Genomic DNA, 16,442 nt, shown 5'->3' with positions numbered 1-16,442 from the left:
CCGCCCCTCCTGGGGGCCATGATGCTTATGATAATTCGTAATGGATGAGTGGGTATGTCACGCACCGAGTCCGGCAAGAATCGTTGGTTGATCGCCTTGTCGGCCGTTGCAATTCACCTCTCGATAGGGAGCATCTACGCGTACAGCATCTATCAGATTCCGCTACGAGACGCGGAGGGTTGGGCAACCTCCCAAGTCACGCTCGCGTTCTCGATAGCGATATTCGTCCTCGGGTTTACTGCCGCGTTCCTCGGCAAGTACGTCGAGAAGTACGGCCCGCGGAAAGCCGGCCTCTCCGCGGCCGTCCTGTACGGTCTCGGGATGGTCGGCTCGGGAGTCAGCGTTACGATCGGAAGCCTCCCGCTGTTTCTCGCCACGTTCGGCGTCATCGGCGGGATGGGACTCGGCCTCGGGTACATCTCGCCCATCGGGACGCTCGTCGAGTGGTTCCCCGACCGGCGAGGCATGGCGACCGGCCTCGCGGTCATGGGCTTCGGTGCCGGTGCGTTGCTCACGGGACCGCTCGGTAACTTCCTCATCCAGAACTACGGCGTCGCGACGACCTTCTTCGCGCTCGGTACGCTCTACTTCGCGCTGATGACGCTCGGCGCGAGTTACCTCGCGAAGCCCCCCGAGGGATGGCTCCCCGAGGACATGCAGGACGTGGAGGGCGCACACGAGAAGGCGACCGGGGCGCTCTCCGGCCTCGACGTCCTCACCGCGACGCAAGCGCGGACGACGCTGCGCTTCTGGTTGCTCTGGCTCATCATCTTCATCAACGTCACCGCGGGCATCATGCTCCTCGCGTTCGCGTCGCCGATGCTCCAGCAGATCGGCGGGGCGACCGCCACGACTGCCGCGTTCATCACCGGGTACATCGGCATCTTCAACGGCGGCGGTCGGATCTTCTGGTCCACCCTGTCGGACTACATCGGCCGGACCACCACGTACGCGGCGTTCATGGTCATCCAGATCGCCGCCTTCTTCGTGATGCCGCAGGTCGCCGGCGTCTGGCTTCTGGCGGGGCTGATGTTCCTCGTCATCACCTGCTACGGCGGCGGGTTCGCCTGCCTCCCGGCGTACCTCAGCGACCTCTTCGGCACCGACGAGGTCAGCGCGATTCACGGCTACGCGCTCACGGCGTGGAGCGTCGCCGGCGTCGCCGGCCCGCAGATCGCCTCGCTAGTCCTCGAAGCCACGGGTAACTACACGACGGCCCTGTACATCATCAACGCCCTCGTCGTCGTCGGCCTCGTCATCGTCGGCGTCCTCTACTGGCGGCTCAAAAGCCTCAGAAAGGCGGGTTCCCCCGAGGGTGCCGCTTCCACGACCGACTGACGACCGACGCGGCACCGTCCACACATTCGGACCCGAGGACGGAGTCCCAGCGAAAGAAGTCATCGGAGGCGGGATTTTTCGAGCGAAGCGCGGTGAACGTCGGCGAGACTCGGCGCTCGTCGAGTAGCGTTCGAGAGAAGTACGCTGGCTGGGAGTTGAACCACGGTCGCTCACGTCCGTTCGCTCCCTGATTCAAATCCCACCGACTCCGCACACAACCGCAAACAGAGGCGAGTGACACGGAGGTCACTCGCCGTGTGATTCTTGAGAGAAGTGCGCTGGCTGGGATTTGAACCCAGGTTGTGACCATGGCAAGGTCACGTGATACCACTACACTACCAGCGCGTGTCGCGGTCTTCGTCTGCATTAATCGGTAACGCCGGGTTGATAAATAAGACTTGCGAATCGGAAGACGACGTGGGTGCTGAACCCATGGTTTAACGACGCACGAAAGTCCCGCCGACGTGGGTGTCAAGCGCTCACAGCCCGGAGTACGATTCGCTAGTCTTTTAATCACGCTTCAGGTAGTGGGAGTACAGTCTAGACGTGACGATGAAGGGCTCGGTATGACACTCAGCGTACTCGTGCCGTCCTCCCTCGTCCGGGAAGCCGAGGACAAACGCGAGGCAACTCGCAAAATCGGCTACGTCGCCCGCGCGGCGACGGTGTTCCGGGCGGACAGGCTCGTCGTCTTCCCCGATACGGAAGGCGAACGACGCTGGGGGAGCGGGTTCGTCGAAACCGTGCTGCGGTACGCCGCCACGCCGCCGTACCTCCGAAAGGAGGTGTGGGGGCGGCGCGACGAACTGGAGTACGTCGGTGTCTTACCACCCCTGCGCGTCGCGTCTACGACCGGCTCCGAATCAGACGATTCGGGGTCGTTACAACAGGGAATCGTGACCGAGGTCGGACCTGACGGTCGCGTTCGGGTCAATTGCGGAATGCAACACCCGGTCTCCCTCTACACCCCGTCGGATATGGAGGTGCGAGAGGGGGAGCGCGTCGCCATCAGGATCTCTTCGCGAGAACCGGTCCGTGCGCGGATCGTCGACGAACCCCTCCCGGGTTTCGACGTGTCCCGCATGGGCCTCGAAGAAGCGCTCGACCGCCCCGACGCGGGCGTCGCCATCGCGACGTCTCGCTTCGGGGAGCCGTTGACGGTCGGAAGGCTGGCGGACCTCTCGTCCCGCATCGAGCGGGACGGAGCGACCGTCGTCTTCGGATCGCCCGGGCGAGGGCTTCCGGAAATCCTCGGCGTCGACGCCGAGGAGGTGTCAGTCGAACCCTCCGACGGTCCGGGGTTCGACCTCTGGCTCAATACGATTCCGCGACAGGGCAGCCAAGTGGTGCGAACCGAAGAAGCGATGTTCGCGTCGCTGGCTCCCCTGACTCTCACGGAGTGAAAACATGCCACAACCAAGCAGACCACGAAAGGGTTCGATGGGCTACAGCCCGCGCAAGCGTGTGGATTCCGAAATCCCGCGCATCCGCTCGTGGCCCGACGACGACGGGTCGCCGGGTCTCCAGGGCTTCGCCGGCTACAAAGCCGGTATGACCCAAGTGATGATGGTCAACGACGAGTCCAACTCCCCCCGCGAAGGGATGGAGGAGGCCGTTCCGGTGACCGTCGTCGAGACCCCACCCATGCGCGCGGTGGCCCTTCGAGCCTACGAACAGACGGCGTACGGAATGCAACCGGTGACCGAGGTGTGGGCGTCCGAGTTCGACGACGAACTCGACCGCGTCCTCGACCTCCCGAACGAGGACTCCTTCGAGGAGGACGCAGACGAACTTCGCTCGGCCGTCGAGGCCGGCGACATCGACGACCTGCGTCTCATCGTCCACACGGTCCCCGGCCCGATGAACAACGTCCCCAAGAAGAAGCCCGACGTCATGGAGAACCGCATCGGCGGTGGCTCCGTGCAGGAACGGCTGGACTTCGGTCTCGACCTCCTCGAAGACGGAGGCGAGCACGCGATGTCCGACGTGTTCCGCGCGGGCGAGTACATGGACGTCGCAGGCGTCACGAAGGGGAAGGGCACCCAGGGCCCCGTCAAGCGCTGGGGCGTCCAGAAGCGGAAGGGCAAACACGCCCGTCAGGGCTGGCGGCGCCGTATCGGTAACCTCGGCCCGTGGAACCCCTCCCGCGTCCGCTCGACGGTCCCCCAGCAGGGGCAGACCGGCTACCACCAGCGGACGGAACTCAACAAGCGCCTCATCGACATCGGTGAGGGCAACGAGGCGTCCGTGGACGGCGGCTTCGTCAACTACGGCGAAGTCGACGGCCCGTACGCCTTGGTGAAGGGTTCGCTGCCGGGCCCGAACAAGCGCCTCCTGCGCTTCCGCCCGGCCGTCCGACCGAACGACCAACCGCGCCTCGACCCCGAGGTGCGCTACGTCTCCACGGCATCGAACCAGGGATAACCAATGAAGGCAACAATTCGCGACCTGAACGGCGACGAGTCGGGCACGCTCGATCTCCCCGAGGTCTTCGAGACGAACTACCGTCCGGACCTCATCAAGCGTGCAGTCATCGCCGCGCAGGCAAACCGAAAGCAGGCGTACGGCTCCGACCCCTACGCCGGGATGCGGACTCCCGCCGAGTCCATGGGTAGCGGTCGCGGCATGTCCCACGACCCGCGCCAGAACGGCGTCGCCCGACGCGTCCCGCACGCTGTCTCCGGCCGCAAGGCGCACCCGCCGAAGGCCGAGAAGGACCAGGGGAAGGACATCAACAAGAAGGAGCGGAAACTCGCCGTCCGGTCGGCGCTGGCCGCCACGACGGACCCCGAACTCGTCTCCGAGCGAGGACACCGGTTCGACGACGACGTCGAACTCCCCCTCGTCGTCTCCGACGAGTTCGAGGACCTCGTGAAGACGAAGGAGGTCGTCTCCTTCCTCGAATCGGTCGGCGTCTACGCGGACGTCGAACGCTCCGAGGACAACAAGAAGGTCAAGGCCGGACAGGGCAAGGCACGCGGTCGCAAGTACACGCGACCGAAGTCCATCCTGTTCGTCACGAGCGAGGAGCCCTCGAAGGCGGCTCGGAACCTCGCCGGCGTCGACGTGGCGACGGCGTCCGACGTCAACGCCGAGGACCTCGCGCCCGGCACGCACGCCGGTCGCCTGACGGTCTTCACCGAGAGCGCAATCGAGGAGGTGGCCGACCGATGAGCGTCATTCGCCACCCCCTCGTCACTGAGAAGGCGATGAACGAGATGGACTTCGACAACAAGCTCCAGTTCATCGTCGACCTCGACGCCGCGAAGCCGGAGATCGTCGAGGAGATCGAATCGCGCTACGAAGTGTCCATCGAGAAAGTCAACACGCAGGTGACTCCGAAGGGCACGAAGAAGGCAACCGTTCGTCTGAGCGACGACGACGACGCGCAGGAAGTCGCCTCGCGAATCGGGGTGTTCTAACAATGGGACGACGAATTCAAGGCCAACGTCGCGGACGCGGCACGCCCACGTTCCGGGCTCCGTCGCACCGCTACAAGGCCGAACTATCGCACAAGAAGTCCGAAGAGGAGGATACAGTCTCCGGTACCATCGTCGACATCGAACACGACCCGGCCCGCAGCGCACCCGTTGCGGCCGTCGAGTTCGACGACGGCGACCAGCGACTCGTCCTCGCACCCGAGGGCATCGCGGTCGGCGACACGATCCAAGTCGGCGTCTCCGCCGAAATCAAGCCCGGCAACACGCTGCCGCTGGCCGAGATTCCGGAAGGGGTCCCGGTCTGCAACGTCGAGAGCCAAGTCGGCGACGGCGGCAAGTTCGCCCGCGCCTCGGGTACGAGCGCGCAGCTTCTCACCCACGACCGCCGCGTGGCGGTCGTGAAGCTGCCCTCGGGCGAGGTCAAGCGGCTGAACCCCGAGTGCCGCGCCACCATCGGCGTCGTCGCCGGTGGCGGCCGCACGGAGAAGCCGTTCGTGAAGGCCGGAAAGAAGCACCACAAGATGAAAGCGCGCGGCATCAAGTGGCCGCGGGTCCGCGGCGTCGCCATGAACGCGGTCGACCACCCGTTCGGTGGCGGCGGCCGCCAGCACCCCGGCCGCCCGAAGTCCGTCTCGCGCAACGCACCGCCGGGCCGGAAGGTCGGCGACATCGCCTCCAAGCGCACCGGTCGCGGCGGCAAAGGAGGCAACTAAACCATGAGTTCGGAATACCGTACCGGCCGTGAAGGTGAGGAGTTCACCTACCGCGGCTACACGCTCGACGAGCTGCAGGAGATGGAGCTCGAAGAGGTAGTGGAACTGCTTCCCGCACGTCAGCGGCGAACCATCAAGCGAGGACTCTCGCGCCAACACGAGAAGCTCCTCGAGGACGTCCGCGAAGCGGACCCTCAGGAGACGGCCGACTCGCCGCTCCGGACGCACCTCCGCGACATGCCCATCCTCCCGTCGTTCGTCGACAAGACGTTCGCGGTGTACAACGGGCAGTCGTTCGAGCGCGTCCAGATCGAACCCGAGATGATCGGGCACTACCTGGGCGAGTTCCAGCTGACCCGTAACTCGGTCGAGCACGGGCAGGCCGGTATCGGCGCGACCCGGTCCTCGAAGTTCGTACCGCTCAAATAACCCATGGGAATCAACTACAGCGTCAAGGCCGACCCGGACACCTCCGCCAAGGGGATGCTCCGCGACCGGCCGATAAGCCTCAAGCACAGCAAGGCCATCTCGCGTGCCATCAAGGGCATGACCGTCGAGGAGGCCGAGGAGTACCTCGAGGCCGTCATCGACGGCGAGCGCTCCGTCCCGTTCAAGCAGCACAACACCGGTGTCGGGCACCGCTCCGACATCGACGGCTGGGACGCCGGGCGCTACCCCGAGAAGGCCTCGAAGGCGTTCCTCGAACTCCTGCAGAACGTCGCGTCGAACGCCGACGAACAGGGGTTCGACGGACGCGCGATGGAGATCATGCACGTCGCGGCACACAAGGTGGGCGAACAGCAGGGTCGCAAGCCCCGCGCCTTCGGCCGGGCGGACCCGTTCAACACCACGCTCTGTGACGTCGAACTCATCATCGAGGAGGTCGAGGAATAATGGCTGACGAACACCAGTTCATCGAAGACGGACTCCAGCGGTCTCAGATAGACGAGTTCTTCGCGGACGAACTCGGCCGCGCCGGCTACGGCGGCATGGAGGTCGCGAAGACCCCGATGGGGACCCAGATCGTCCTCAAGGCCGAGAAGCCCGGGATGGTCATCGGGAAGGGCGGAAAGAACATCCGCAAGGTGACCAAGGAACTCGAGAACCGCTTCAACCTCGACGACCCGCAGATCGACGTCCAGGAGGTCGACGAACCCGACCTCAACGCGCGAATCGTCGCTGACCGCCTCGCCAACGCACTCGAACGCGGTTGGTACTTCCGGAAGGCGGGCCACACGACCATCGACCGCATCATGGACGCCGGCGCACTCGGCGCCGAAATCGTCCTCTCCGGGAAGGTCACGGGCGCACGCTCGCGCGTGGAGAAGTTCAACCGCGGCTACATCAAGCACAACGGCGAACCCGCCCAAGAGATCGTCGACGAGGGGCAGGGCGTCGCCGTGATGAAGCTCGGCACCATCGGCGTCACGGTCAAGATAATCCCGCCGGGAGCGGTCCTCCCGGACGACTTCGAGATCGACGAGGAAGCGGAGGTCGAACCGGTCGAACAGACCGCAGAGACCGAAGGCGTCGAGGAACTCCTCGAGGACGAACCCGAGGAGATCCCCGAAGTCGAACAGGAAGACGTCGAAGTGCCCGACGAGGAGCCCGAGGAGGTCATCGACGAGGAGATCGTCGAGGAAGTCGTCGAGCAGACCGAGGACGTCCCCGCCGAGGGCGACGAAGACGAGGAGTCCGCGGACTCCGACGAGGAGGAAGCGGAACTCGACGAACTCGACGAAGACGTCGAAGCGGAAGCGTCCGACCTCGTCGCCGAGATGGAAGAGGCCGACGAGGCCGACGAAGACGAAGAGGAAACGGAGGAGTAATCCATGGCGATACTCTACCCCGAAGAGATCCGAGACATGACTCCCGCCGAACGCGAGGCGGAAGTCGAGGACCTCGAAACGGAACTGCTGAACACGAAGGCCGTGCAGGCGGCCGGCGGCGCGCCGGAGAACCCCGGCCGCGTCAGCGAACTGAAGTCGACCATCGCGCGCATCAAGACGATTCAGCGCGAAGAGGGCGACTTCGAAGACGAGGAGTAACGAACCGATGGCACTGACACCCGAGACCCTCACGCGACACGAACTCAACGGCCTCCGCGTGGAGGTCGTAGACGCCGCGAACCCCGACTTGGTCGGGATAGCGGGGCGTATCGTCGTCGAGACGATGCGCACGCTACACGTCGATACCGGCTCTCGGGTCAGTCAGGTGCCGAAGCAGGGCGCGACCCTGCGGTTCGAGATTCCGTCCGCGACAGACCCCGATACGGGGTCCGTGCGCACAGATGAAGCCGCCGACGCCGACAAGGCGTCGGGGACCGCGTCCAAACTTCCCTCGGAAACTGCCGGCGGATTAGCCGGTCAGTCTGAGGGGCTCGCCGAGGACACCTCGGCGGCTTCTCGGAACCCGTCCGAGAATTGCGAGGGCGTGGCCTACGTTACGGTGGATGGCGCACGTCTGCTCTCACGACCCGCCTTGCGAACAGAGAAGGCAGGTGACTCAACATGGCGATAGGACTGAACGTAGAAGAACCGGAGGAGGCTTGCTCCGACGCGAACTGTCCGTTCCACGGAACGCTTTCCGTGCGAGGACAGACGCTCGAGGGTACGGTCGCCTCCACAGACATGGAGAAAACCGTCGTTGTGGAACGCGAATACGACGTTCGCGTCCCCAAGTACGACCGCTACATGAAGCGGCGTAGTCGAATTCCGGCCCACGCACCCCCGTGCATGGACCTCGAGGAAGGCGACACGGTACGTATCGCAGAAACCCGACCGCTTTCGAAGACCAAGGCTCACGTCGTGGTCGAGATCGTCGGAGGTGACGACTGATGGAAGCACTGAAGGCGGACGTCACGAAGGGCGTCGGTCGCGGTTCGCTCATCAACTGCGCCGACAACACCGGCGCTCGCGAACTGAAGGTCATCAGCGTGGCCGGCTACTCGGGTACGAAGAATCGACAGCCCAAAGCGGGCATCGGTAACAAGGTCACCGTCTCGGTGACCAAGGGGACGCCGGAGATGCGTCGCCAAGTGCTCGAAGCCGTCATCATCCGCCAGCGGAAGTCGATCCGTCGGCCCGACGGCACGCGCGTGAAGTTCGAGGACAACGCCGCCGTCATCATCGACGAGATGGAGGAGCCTCGCGGGACCGAGATCAAGGGTCCCATCGCGCGCGAAGTTGCCGAGCGCTTCGGAAGCATCGCGTCCACAGCGACGATGATCGTATAGACTATGACGAGACAACCAAGCAAACAGCGAAAACAGACGCAGAACGCGCCTCTGCACGAACGTCAGAAGCAGGTCCGCGCGACGCTGTCCGACGACCTCCGCGAGGAGTACGGACAGCGGAACGTCCGCGTCAACGTCGGCGACACGGTGGAAGTGCTCCGCGGCGACTACGCCGGAACGGAAGCCGAAGTCGTCGACGTCGACCTCAAAGACGCGGTCGTGCACGTCGAAGACGTGACCATCGCGAAGGCGGACGGCGAGGAAGTTCCCCGTCCGCTCGACTCGAGCAACCTTCGCGTCGTCGAACTGGACCTCGAAGACGAGCGTCGCGAGGCGCGTCTCAACGGAGAGGATAACGAATGACGCGACACCAGAAGCGACTGTCGGCCCCGAACTCGTGGCCGATCGAGCGCAAAGAGAACACGTTCACGGTCAAGGCCGGCGCCGGGCCGCACGGTGAGGACGGGGTTCCCCTCCTCATCCTGCTGCGCGACGTTCTCGGCTACGTGGACTCGAAGAAGGAAGCGCGCTACGCCCTCAACGAGGGCAACGTGCTCATCAACGGCGACACGGTCAGCGACGAACAGCGTCCCGTCGGGATGTTCGACATCGTCGCGTTCACCCAACGGGAGGAGTACTTCCGCGTCTTCCCCGAGCAGGGTGGCCGTCTCGCGCTCACGCCCATCGACGCCGAATCGGCGGACAGCCGCCTCGGCAAGATCGTTCGGAAGCAGAACGTCAAGGGCGGAGCGACGCAGATTACGCTCCACGACGGCGCGAACATCCGTCTCGAAGACGACGAGGAGGCCGCCGAGTACAGCACCGGCGACTCCCTCGTCGTCGACAACGAGACGAAGGACGTCGTCGCGCACTTCCCCTACGAGGAGGGCGCACTCGTGACGGCCGTCGACGGCACCCACTCCGGGGAAGTCGGCACCGTCTCCGAGATAATCGTCACGCCCGGAAGCGGCGACAACGCCGTCACCGTCGAGACGGAGGACGGCGAGTTCGAGACGGTCGAACAGTACGTCGTCGTCATCGACGAGAACTTCACCGACGGAGGTGACGACGAATGAGCGAGTCCGCCGAGTTCCACGAGATGCGCAAGCCGCAGATCGAGAAAGTCGTCGTCCACATGGGCGTCGGCGAAGGCGGGCGCGAACTCGCCAACGCGGAGGACATCTTAGAGGAGATCACGGGCCAAGAGTCCGTGCAGACGCTCGCATCGAGCGACGCGACGCCGTTCGGCGCGCGACGCGGTGACCCCATCGGAACGAAGGTCACCCTCCGCGGCGACGCGGCGGTCGAGTTCCTCGAGACGGCGCTTCCCCTCGCGGACGTCCGACGGAAGATGTTCGACGAGACGGGGAACTTCAGCTTCGGCGTCGAAGAGCACACCGAGTTCCCCTCCCAGGAGTACGACCCGCAGATCGGTATCTACGGGCTGGACGTGACGGTCAACCTCGTCCGCCCCGGATACCGCGTGAAGAAGCGTGACAAGGTCACGCGCTCGATTCCGAACGCGCACCGGATGACCGTCGAGGACGCCGTCGCGTTCGTCGAATCCGAATTCGACGTGGAGGTCACAGAATGAGCGAAAGCGAAACAGAACAGACGGGCGAGCACGCCGCGCGGCGGACTGGCCAAGAGAAGGAGTGCCGACGCTGCGGCCGCAAGCAGGGCCTCGTCGGCAAGTACGACATCTTCCTCTGTCGCCAGTGCTTCCGCGAGGTCGCTCGCAGCATGGGATTCAAGAAGTACCGATAGACTATGGCAGGAAATGACCCACTCGCGAACGCGCTCGCAGGCGTGAACAACGCCGAGAGCGTCGGGCATCTGTCCCACACGGTACAGCCCGCCTCCAACGTAATCGGCTCCGTGCTCGAGGTCTTCTACGACCGCGGGTACGTCGACGGCTTCGAGTTCGTCGACGACGGGAAAGCCGGTACGTTCGAGGTCGAACTGAAAGGCGCAATCAACGAATGTGGCGCCGTCAAGCCCCGCTACTCCGCGGGCGCGGACGAGTTCGAGAAGTGGGAGAAGCGGTTCCTCCCCGCCCGCGACTACGGGACGCTCATCGTCACGACGAGCCACGGCGTCATGAGCCACTACGAGGCCCGCGAACAGGGCATCGGTGGCCAAGTAATCGCCTACGTCTACTGAGACCATGAACAGAATCGAAATCGACATTCCGGACGACGTCTCGGCCGAGGTGAAGAACCTCGATCTCACCGTGGAGGGACCGAACGGCAGCGTCACGAAGACGCTTTGGTACCCCGACATCAGCGTCGGCGTCGATGACGGTCAGGTCGTCATCGAATCCGAAAACACCGACGCGAAGACGAACGCCACGGTAGGAACGTTCGAGAGCCACGTGACCAACATGCTCCACGGCGTCACCGAGGGGTGGGAGTACAAGATGGAAGTCTTCTACGCCCACTTCCCGATGCAGGTGAACGTGGAAGGGAGCGAGGTCGTCATCGAGAACTTCCTCGGCGAGAAGTCGCCGCGCCGCGCGAAGATTCGCGGCGCGACAGAAGTACAGGTCGACGGCGAAGAGATCACGCTGTCCGGCCCCTCGAAAGAGGACGTCGGACAGACCGCCGCAGACATCGAACAGCTCACGCGCGTGAAGGACAAAGACCAGCGCGTGTTCCAAGACGGTGTCTACATCACCGAGAAGCCACAGTTGGGTGGTGCCTAAATGTCCGCCGACGAAATTCAGGAACTCGAAGACATAAGCGGCGTCGGGCCCTCGAAGGCCGAGGCGCTCCGCGAAGCCGGCTACGAAACGATCGAAGACGTGAAGGCTGCGAGTCAGTCGGAACTCGCCGACGTCGAGGGCGTCGGTAACGCCCTCGCGGCCCGTATCAAGGCCGACGTCGGCGGACTCGAAGTCCAAGAAGAGACCGAAGCCGAAGTCGAAGACGAAGGCGAGGAGGAGGCCGAAGCCGAGGAGGACGTCGAGACGGAACTCCGTCCCCGCGGCCACGCCGACAAGACGCCCGAACTCGACGACGAGAAGGCGGCCGCGCTCGCACAGAAGCACCGCGAGGGCAAGCCCGCCTTCCGGCGACAGGACTACCACAAGAAGAAGCGGACGCCCGAGTCGTGGCGGAAGCCCCGCGGCGGCCTCTCGAAGCAGCGCCGCGGAATCAAGGGCAAGGGTCCGAAGGTCGAGGCGGGGTTCCGCTCGCCGAAGGCCGCCCGCGACCTGCACCCCTCCGGTTTCGAGGAGGTCCACGTGCACAACACGGACGACCTCGAAGGCGTCGACCCGGCCACCGAGGCCGTCCGCATCGCCTCCGGCGTCGGCGCTCGCAAGCGCGAGCGTATCGAGGAGGAGGCCGAGGAACGCGAGATTCGCGTCCTCAACCCCACCTACGTCGAAGTCGAGGTGAGTGAGGAATGACCGATCTGAAGGCACAGCGCCGGATGGCTGCCGACGTCTTGGACGTCGGTAAGAGCCGCATCTGGTTCGACCCCGAGGAACAGGCAGAGATAGCGGAGGCCATCACGCGCGAGGACATCCGCGAGCTCGTCGATCAAGGCACGATTCGCGTCGAAGACGCGAAGGGTAACTCCAAGGGTCGTGCCCGCGAGCGCGCGGAGAAGCGCGCCTACGGTCACCGCAAGGGCCCCGGCTCCCGCAAAGGGAAGTCCGGCGGCCGGAAGAACAGGAAAGACGAGTGGGTCAGTCGAATCCGCGCCCAGCGCCGTCGCCTGAAGGAGCTTCGGGACGACGGACCGCTGACGCCGACGCAGTACCGCACGCTGTACAACAAGGCGTCCGGTGGCGAGTTCGACAGCGTCGACCGACTCGAAGCGTACATTCGGAACAACTACGACGTGGAGATCTAACAATGGCGACAGGACCACGCTACAAGGTGCCGATGCGTCGCCGCCGCGAAGTTCGGACGGACTACCACCAGAGGTTGCGCCTGCTGAAATCGGGCAAGCCACGCCTCGTTGCTCGCGTGAGCAACAAGCACGTCAGGGCGCAGCTGATCTCGCCCGGTCCGGACGGCGACACGACGCACGCGGCCGCGAGCTCCGAGGACCTCGAAGAGTACGGCTGGGAAGCCCCCACGGGCAACATCCCCAGCGCGTACCTCACGGGGTACCTCGCGGGCCTGCGGGCGCGAGACGCCGGTCTCGAGGAAGCGGTCCTCGACATCGGCCTCAACACGGCTACCCCCGGCAACAAGGTATTCGCAGTACAGGAAGGTGCAATCGACGCGGGGCTCGAAATCCCCCACAACGAAGCGGTTCTCGCCGACTGGTCGCGTAACCGCGGCGAACACATCGCCGAGTACGCAGAACAGCTCGACGAACCGCTCTACAGCGGGGACTTCGACGCCACAGAACTGCCCGAGCACTTCGACGAGGTGCTCGCGCGACTACAGGAGGACGAATGAGCCAACGTAACGACAACGGCTGGGAGCCGCGCACGCGGCTCGGCCGCATGGTACAGAACGGAGACGTCACGTCCATGGACCAAGCGCTCGAGACGGGACTCCCGCTCAAGGAGTCCGAGATCGTCGACCAGCTCCTCCCCGGACTGGACGACGAGGTGCTCGACATCAACATGGTCCAGCGCATGACCGACTCCGGTCGGCGCGTGAAGTTCCGCTGCGTCGTCGCAGTCGGTAACCGCGACGGCTACCTCGGCTACGCCGAGGCGCGAGACGACCAGGTCGGATCGGCCATCCAGAAGGCCATCGGCGTGGCGAAGCTCAACATGATCAAAGTCGACCGCGGGTCGGGGTCGTGGGAAGACTCCGCGGGCGGCGTGAACTCGCTCACGCGGAAGGCCACCGGTAAGGCCGGCTCCGTGACGGTCGAGATCATGCCCGCTCCGCAGGGTCTCGGCCTCGCGGCCGCCGAGACGGTCCGCAACATCCTCGAACTGGCCGGCGTGCAGGACGCCTGGACCCGTTCGAACGGAAACACCCGTACGACGGTCAACCTCGCGAAGGCGACGTACAACGCGCTGCAGAACGCGTCGCAGTCCCGAGTGCCCCGTCGTGCGCGACGAGTTCAGCAGGAGGCGGACGAATAATGCAGGCTATCGTCCAACTCCGCGGCGACGTCAACATGAGCGACGCCGTCCGCGACACGCTGAAGATGCTGAACGTCCACAGCGTCAACCACTGTACGTTCGTTCCGGAGACGGAGACGTACCGCGGCATGATAACGAAGGTCAACGACTACGTCGCCCACGGTGAACCCACCGTGGACGCGGTCGAGACCGTGCTGCGAAAGCGCGCCGAGCCCGAGGAGGGCTCCGCCGACGTGGACGACGAGTGGGTCTCCGAGAACACCGACTACGACGACCTCTCGGCGCTCGCGCAGGCGCTCGTCGACGAGGAGACGACGCTCCGCGAGCAGGGAGTCTCGCCGGTGCTCCGGCTTCACCCGCCGCGCGGCGGCCACCGAGGCCAGAAGCACGTCACCAAGGAGGGTGGCCAACTCGGAAAGCACACCACAGAGCAGATAAACGAACTGCTGGAGGATATGCGATGACGTCCAAGAAACGACGCCAGCGCGGGTCTCGCACCCACGGCGGCGGCACGCACAAGAACCGGCGCGGTGCCGGTCACCGCGGCGGCCGCGGCCGCGCGGGACGCGCCAAACACGAGTTCCACAACTACGAACCGCTCGGGAAACACGGCTTCAAGCGCCCGGAAGACGCCCAAGACACCGTCGTCGAAGTGAAGGTCCAGAAGCTGGACGAGGACGCCGCACTGCTCGCGGCCGACGGCGTCGCGGAGCAAGACGGCGACGCGTACCATATCGACGCCCGCGACGTGGCCGAGGACGGCTACGAGGCGGACGTGGTGAAAGTGCTCGGCGGCGGACAGGTCCGACAGGAGCTGCACGTCGTCGCCGACGCGTTCACCGCCGGTGCGGTCGAACTCATCGAATCGGCCGACGGAAGCGCTGAGCTCTCCGAACGCGCCGAAAAAGCCGCCGAGGACGAAGTCGAAGAAGATAACAACACCGACGAGGAAGGCTCGGAAGAGTAACATGGGATGGAAGGAGGCCGCCGAACCGGTGCTGACGCGAATGCCCGCAGTCGCGCGTCCGGAGGGACACGTCCCGTTCCGCCGGAAGCTCGCGTGGACAGCTGGCATTCTCGTGATGTATTTTTTCCTCACGAACGTCACACTATTCGGACTGGACACGACATCATCGACCGACTTGTTCGGACAGTTCCGTAGTATCCTCGCTGGACAGCAGGGCTCGATACTGCAGTTAGGTATCGGTCCCATCGTCACGGCGAGCATCGTCCTGCAGCTGTTGGGTGGGGCCGACCTGCTAGGACTCGACACCGACGACCCGCGCGACCAAGTGCTCTATCAGGGCCTGCAGAAGCTGCTGGTCGTCGTGATGATCTGTCTGACCGGTCTGCCGATGGTGTTCGCGGGCGGATTCCTGCCCGCCGACCAGTCCATCGCACAGTCGCTGGGCATCGGCGTCGGGGGCGTGAAGACGCTCATCTTCGCTCAGATGTTCGTCGGCGGCATCCTCATCCTGTTCATGGACGAAATCGTGAGCAAGTGGGGGGTCGGGTCCGGCGTCGGACTGTTCATCATCGCAGGCGTGAGCCAACAGCTCGTCGCCGGGCTGTTCAGCTGGGAAGCCCTCGGCGGGAACTCCGGCTTCTTCCCGACGTGGGTCGGCATCCTCACGGGTGCGACCGACATCGGGTCGCCGCTCTCGCCGGGCGGTCTGTCCGACATCTTCCTCGGACAGGGCCAGCTGCTCGCGCTCATCACGACGGTGCTCATCTTCGCAATCGTCGTGTACGCGGAGAGCGTCCGCGTGGAGATACCCCTCTCGCACGCCCGCGTGAAGGGCGCCCGCGGTCGCTTCCCGGTGAAGCTCATCTACGCGAGCGTCCTGCCGATGATCCTCGTCCGCGCGCTTCAGGCGAACATCCAGTTCCTGGGTCAGTTCCTGAACAGCTCGTGGAGCGGGATGCCGGCGTGGCTCGGCGCGTACAACGGCGGACAGGTCACCGGCGGCCTGTTCTACTACCTCGCGCCCATCCAATCGCGGGCCGACTGGATGTGGTTCCTCGGGTTCACCTCCGCGGACCCCGCCCAGATCATCGTCCGCGTGCTCATCGACCTGACGTTCATGATCGTCGGCGGCGCGGTGTTCGCCATCTTCTGGGTCGAGACGACGGGGATGGGTCCGGAATCGACCGCAAAGCAGATCCAGAACTCCGGGATGCAGATTCCCGGCTTCCGACGCAACCCGCAGGTCATAGAGAAGGTGATGGAGCGGTACATCCCGCAGGTGACCGTCATCGGCGGCGCGCTCGTCGGTCTGCTCGCGGTCATGGCGAACATGCTGGGCACCATCGGCCAAGTCTCCGGTACGGGACTGCTGCTTACGGTCTCCATCACGTACAAGCTGTACGAGGAGATCGCAGAGGAGCAGCTCATGGAGATGCACCCGATGATGCGCCAGATGTTCGGCGATTAAGCAACACTAACGCAGCAATCCGGAGAACGTTTCCGGATTATCGTTTTCTTTTGCAGTAATTGACAGACCGAACAGAGTAGCCGTTTCAGCCGACGAAGTTTTTTAACTAGGCCTACAAATAGGTACCCACAGTCGCGAGGCGATCCTACCAATCCCATGCCCCATCAACCCCATCCCGTTCGCTCTGTGCCAGACCCAGAGCGTCCAATTGAACGAGAG

Annotated in this window: 26 protein-coding genes and 1 tRNA gene; 26 read left to right on the top strand and 1 reads right to left on the bottom strand. The window is 64.6% G+C overall.

The genetic code is table 11. The features are described 5' to 3' along the window. Positions 1-54 precede the first annotated feature (54 nt). On the top strand, positions 55-1,338 hold the full coding sequence (locus BLS11_RS02985) for an L-lactate MFS transporter (RefSeq protein WP_092532694.1): 1,284 nt from the start codon (positions 55-57) through the stop codon (positions 1,336-1,338). A gap of 274 nt (positions 1,339-1,612) precedes the next feature. Here BLS11_RS02985 and BLS11_RS02980 read toward each other — a convergent pair. Further along, positions 1,613-1,683 (bottom strand) — tRNA-Gly (locus BLS11_RS02980). A gap of 221 nt (positions 1,684-1,904) precedes the next feature. Between BLS11_RS02980 and BLS11_RS02975 the strand changes: the two genes are divergently transcribed. Genes BLS11_RS02975 through secY form a run of 25 tightly spaced genes read left to right on the top strand, consistent with a single transcriptional unit; the run spans position 1,905 to position 16,223 of the window. Beyond that, positions 1,905-2,741, top strand: a complete 837-nt coding sequence (locus BLS11_RS02975) for a putative RNA uridine N3 methyltransferase (RefSeq protein ID WP_092532691.1) — start codon at positions 1,905-1,907, stop codon at positions 2,739-2,741. Positions 2,742-2,745: 4 nt separating this feature from the next. After that, complete coding sequence (locus BLS11_RS02970) at positions 2,746-3,762, top strand: 50S ribosomal protein L3 (RefSeq protein ID WP_092532688.1); 1,017 nt, start codon at positions 2,746-2,748, stop codon at positions 3,760-3,762. 3 nt (positions 3,763-3,765) lie between these two features. Next, positions 3,766-4,512, top strand: a complete 747-nt coding sequence (rpl4p, locus tag BLS11_RS02965) for a 50S ribosomal protein L4 (protein ID WP_092532685.1) — start codon at positions 3,766-3,768, stop codon at positions 4,510-4,512. Next, positions 4,509-4,760 (top strand): 50S ribosomal protein L23, encoded by a 252-nt coding sequence (locus BLS11_RS02960; RefSeq protein ID WP_092532682.1) that lies wholly within the window; start codon positions 4,509-4,511, stop codon positions 4,758-4,760. Before rpl4p ends, BLS11_RS02960 begins: the two co-directional genes overlap by 4 nt. A gap of 2 nt (positions 4,761-4,762) precedes the next feature. After that, on the top strand, positions 4,763-5,491 hold the full coding sequence (locus BLS11_RS02955; protein WP_092532679.1) for a 50S ribosomal protein L2: 729 nt from the start codon (positions 4,763-4,765) through the stop codon (positions 5,489-5,491). Between the two features lie 3 nt (positions 5,492-5,494). After that, positions 5,495-5,920: a 30S ribosomal protein S19 gene (locus BLS11_RS02950; RefSeq protein ID WP_092532676.1), complete on the top strand. Its 426-nt coding sequence runs from the start codon at positions 5,495-5,497 to the stop codon at positions 5,918-5,920. 3 nt (positions 5,921-5,923) lie between these two features. After that, positions 5,924-6,385, top strand: coding sequence for a 50S ribosomal protein L22 (locus tag BLS11_RS02945; protein WP_092532673.1), 462 nt, complete (start codon positions 5,924-5,926; stop codon positions 6,383-6,385). After that, entirely contained in the window at positions 6,385-7,320 is a 936-nt protein-coding gene (locus BLS11_RS02940; protein WP_092532670.1) for a 30S ribosomal protein S3, read from the top strand. Before BLS11_RS02945 ends, BLS11_RS02940 begins: the two co-directional genes overlap by 1 nt. A 3-nt stretch (positions 7,321-7,323) precedes the next feature. Continuing rightward, positions 7,324-7,539 (top strand): 50S ribosomal protein L29, encoded by a 216-nt coding sequence (gene rpmC, locus BLS11_RS02935; RefSeq protein ID WP_092532667.1) that lies wholly within the window; start codon positions 7,324-7,326, stop codon positions 7,537-7,539. Between the two features lie 7 nt (positions 7,540-7,546). After that, positions 7,547-8,011, top strand: coding sequence for a ribonuclease P protein component 1 (locus tag BLS11_RS02930; RefSeq protein ID WP_092532664.1), 465 nt, complete (start codon positions 7,547-7,549; stop codon positions 8,009-8,011). After that, the gene (locus tag BLS11_RS02925; protein WP_092532661.1) at positions 8,002-8,328 is read left to right on the top strand and encodes a 30S ribosomal protein S17; all 327 of its coding nucleotides are present in this window, start codon (positions 8,002-8,004) and stop codon (positions 8,326-8,328) included. Before BLS11_RS02930 ends, BLS11_RS02925 begins: the two co-directional genes overlap by 10 nt. Beyond that, on the top strand, positions 8,328-8,726 hold the full coding sequence (locus tag BLS11_RS02920) for a 50S ribosomal protein L14 (RefSeq protein WP_092532658.1): 399 nt from the start codon (positions 8,328-8,330) through the stop codon (positions 8,724-8,726). The genes BLS11_RS02925 and BLS11_RS02920 overlap by 1 nt, the downstream gene beginning before the upstream one ends. Before the next feature lie 3 nt (positions 8,727-8,729). Further along, entirely contained in the window at positions 8,730-9,089 is a 360-nt protein-coding gene (gene rplX, locus BLS11_RS02915; RefSeq protein ID WP_092532655.1) for a 50S ribosomal protein L24, read from the top strand. Further along, positions 9,086-9,802, top strand: a complete 717-nt coding sequence (locus BLS11_RS02910; RefSeq protein ID WP_092532652.1) for a 30S ribosomal protein S4e — start codon at positions 9,086-9,088, stop codon at positions 9,800-9,802. Before rplX ends, BLS11_RS02910 begins: the two co-directional genes overlap by 4 nt. Next, positions 9,799-10,320, top strand: coding sequence for a 50S ribosomal protein L5 (locus tag BLS11_RS02905; protein WP_092532649.1), 522 nt, complete (start codon positions 9,799-9,801; stop codon positions 10,318-10,320). Before BLS11_RS02910 ends, BLS11_RS02905 begins: the two co-directional genes overlap by 4 nt. Further along, positions 10,317-10,493 carry a 30S ribosomal protein S14 gene (locus tag BLS11_RS02900; RefSeq protein WP_092532646.1) on the top strand — a complete coding sequence of 59 codons (177 nt, stop codon included), beginning with the start codon at positions 10,317-10,319 and terminating at the stop codon, positions 10,491-10,493. The genes BLS11_RS02905 and BLS11_RS02900 overlap by 4 nt, the downstream gene beginning before the upstream one ends. A gap of 3 nt (positions 10,494-10,496) precedes the next feature. Continuing rightward, on the top strand, positions 10,497-10,889 hold the full coding sequence (locus tag BLS11_RS02895) for a 30S ribosomal protein S8 (RefSeq protein WP_092532643.1): 393 nt from the start codon (positions 10,497-10,499) through the stop codon (positions 10,887-10,889). 4 nt (positions 10,890-10,893) lie between these two features. Beyond that, a complete protein-coding gene (locus BLS11_RS02890; protein ID WP_092532640.1) occupies positions 10,894-11,430 on the top strand; it encodes a 50S ribosomal protein L6 in 537 nt (178 codons plus the stop codon). Next, complete coding sequence (locus BLS11_RS02885) at positions 11,431-12,138, top strand: 50S ribosomal protein L32e (RefSeq protein ID WP_092532637.1); 708 nt, start codon at positions 11,431-11,433, stop codon at positions 12,136-12,138. Further along, positions 12,135-12,587, top strand: a complete 453-nt coding sequence (locus BLS11_RS02880; RefSeq protein WP_092532634.1) for a 50S ribosomal protein L19e — start codon at positions 12,135-12,137, stop codon at positions 12,585-12,587. Before BLS11_RS02885 ends, BLS11_RS02880 begins: the two co-directional genes overlap by 4 nt. 2 nt (positions 12,588-12,589) lie before the next feature. After that, positions 12,590-13,144 carry a 50S ribosomal protein L18 gene (locus BLS11_RS02875; protein WP_092532631.1) on the top strand — a complete coding sequence of 185 codons (555 nt, stop codon included), beginning with the start codon at positions 12,590-12,592 and terminating at the stop codon, positions 13,142-13,144. Beyond that, positions 13,141-13,788 (top strand): 30S ribosomal protein S5, encoded by a 648-nt coding sequence (locus tag BLS11_RS02870; RefSeq protein ID WP_092532628.1) that lies wholly within the window; start codon positions 13,141-13,143, stop codon positions 13,786-13,788. The genes BLS11_RS02875 and BLS11_RS02870 overlap by 4 nt, the downstream gene beginning before the upstream one ends. Beyond that, positions 13,788-14,252 carry a 50S ribosomal protein L30 gene (locus BLS11_RS02865; RefSeq protein ID WP_092532625.1) on the top strand — a complete coding sequence of 155 codons (465 nt, stop codon included), beginning with the start codon at positions 13,788-13,790 and terminating at the stop codon, positions 14,250-14,252. Before BLS11_RS02870 ends, BLS11_RS02865 begins: the two co-directional genes overlap by 1 nt. Next, on the top strand, positions 14,249-14,755 hold the full coding sequence (locus BLS11_RS02860; protein ID WP_092532622.1) for an uL15m family ribosomal protein: 507 nt from the start codon (positions 14,249-14,251) through the stop codon (positions 14,753-14,755). The genes BLS11_RS02865 and BLS11_RS02860 overlap by 4 nt, the downstream gene beginning before the upstream one ends. A 1-nt stretch (position 14,756) precedes the next feature. Then, positions 14,757-16,223: a preprotein translocase subunit SecY gene (secY, locus tag BLS11_RS02855; protein ID WP_092532619.1), complete on the top strand. Its 1,467-nt coding sequence runs from the start codon at positions 14,757-14,759 to the stop codon at positions 16,221-16,223. Positions 16,224-16,442 lie beyond the last annotated feature (219 nt).

It is taken from the genome of Halopelagius longus, assembly GCF_900100875.1.
Classification (GTDB): domain Archaea; phylum Halobacteriota; class Halobacteria; order Halobacteriales; family Haloferacaceae; genus Halopelagius; species Halopelagius longus.
The sequence above is the reverse complement of the archived record's forward strand: the minus strand, read 5'-3'. Positions and strand labels throughout refer to the sequence as shown.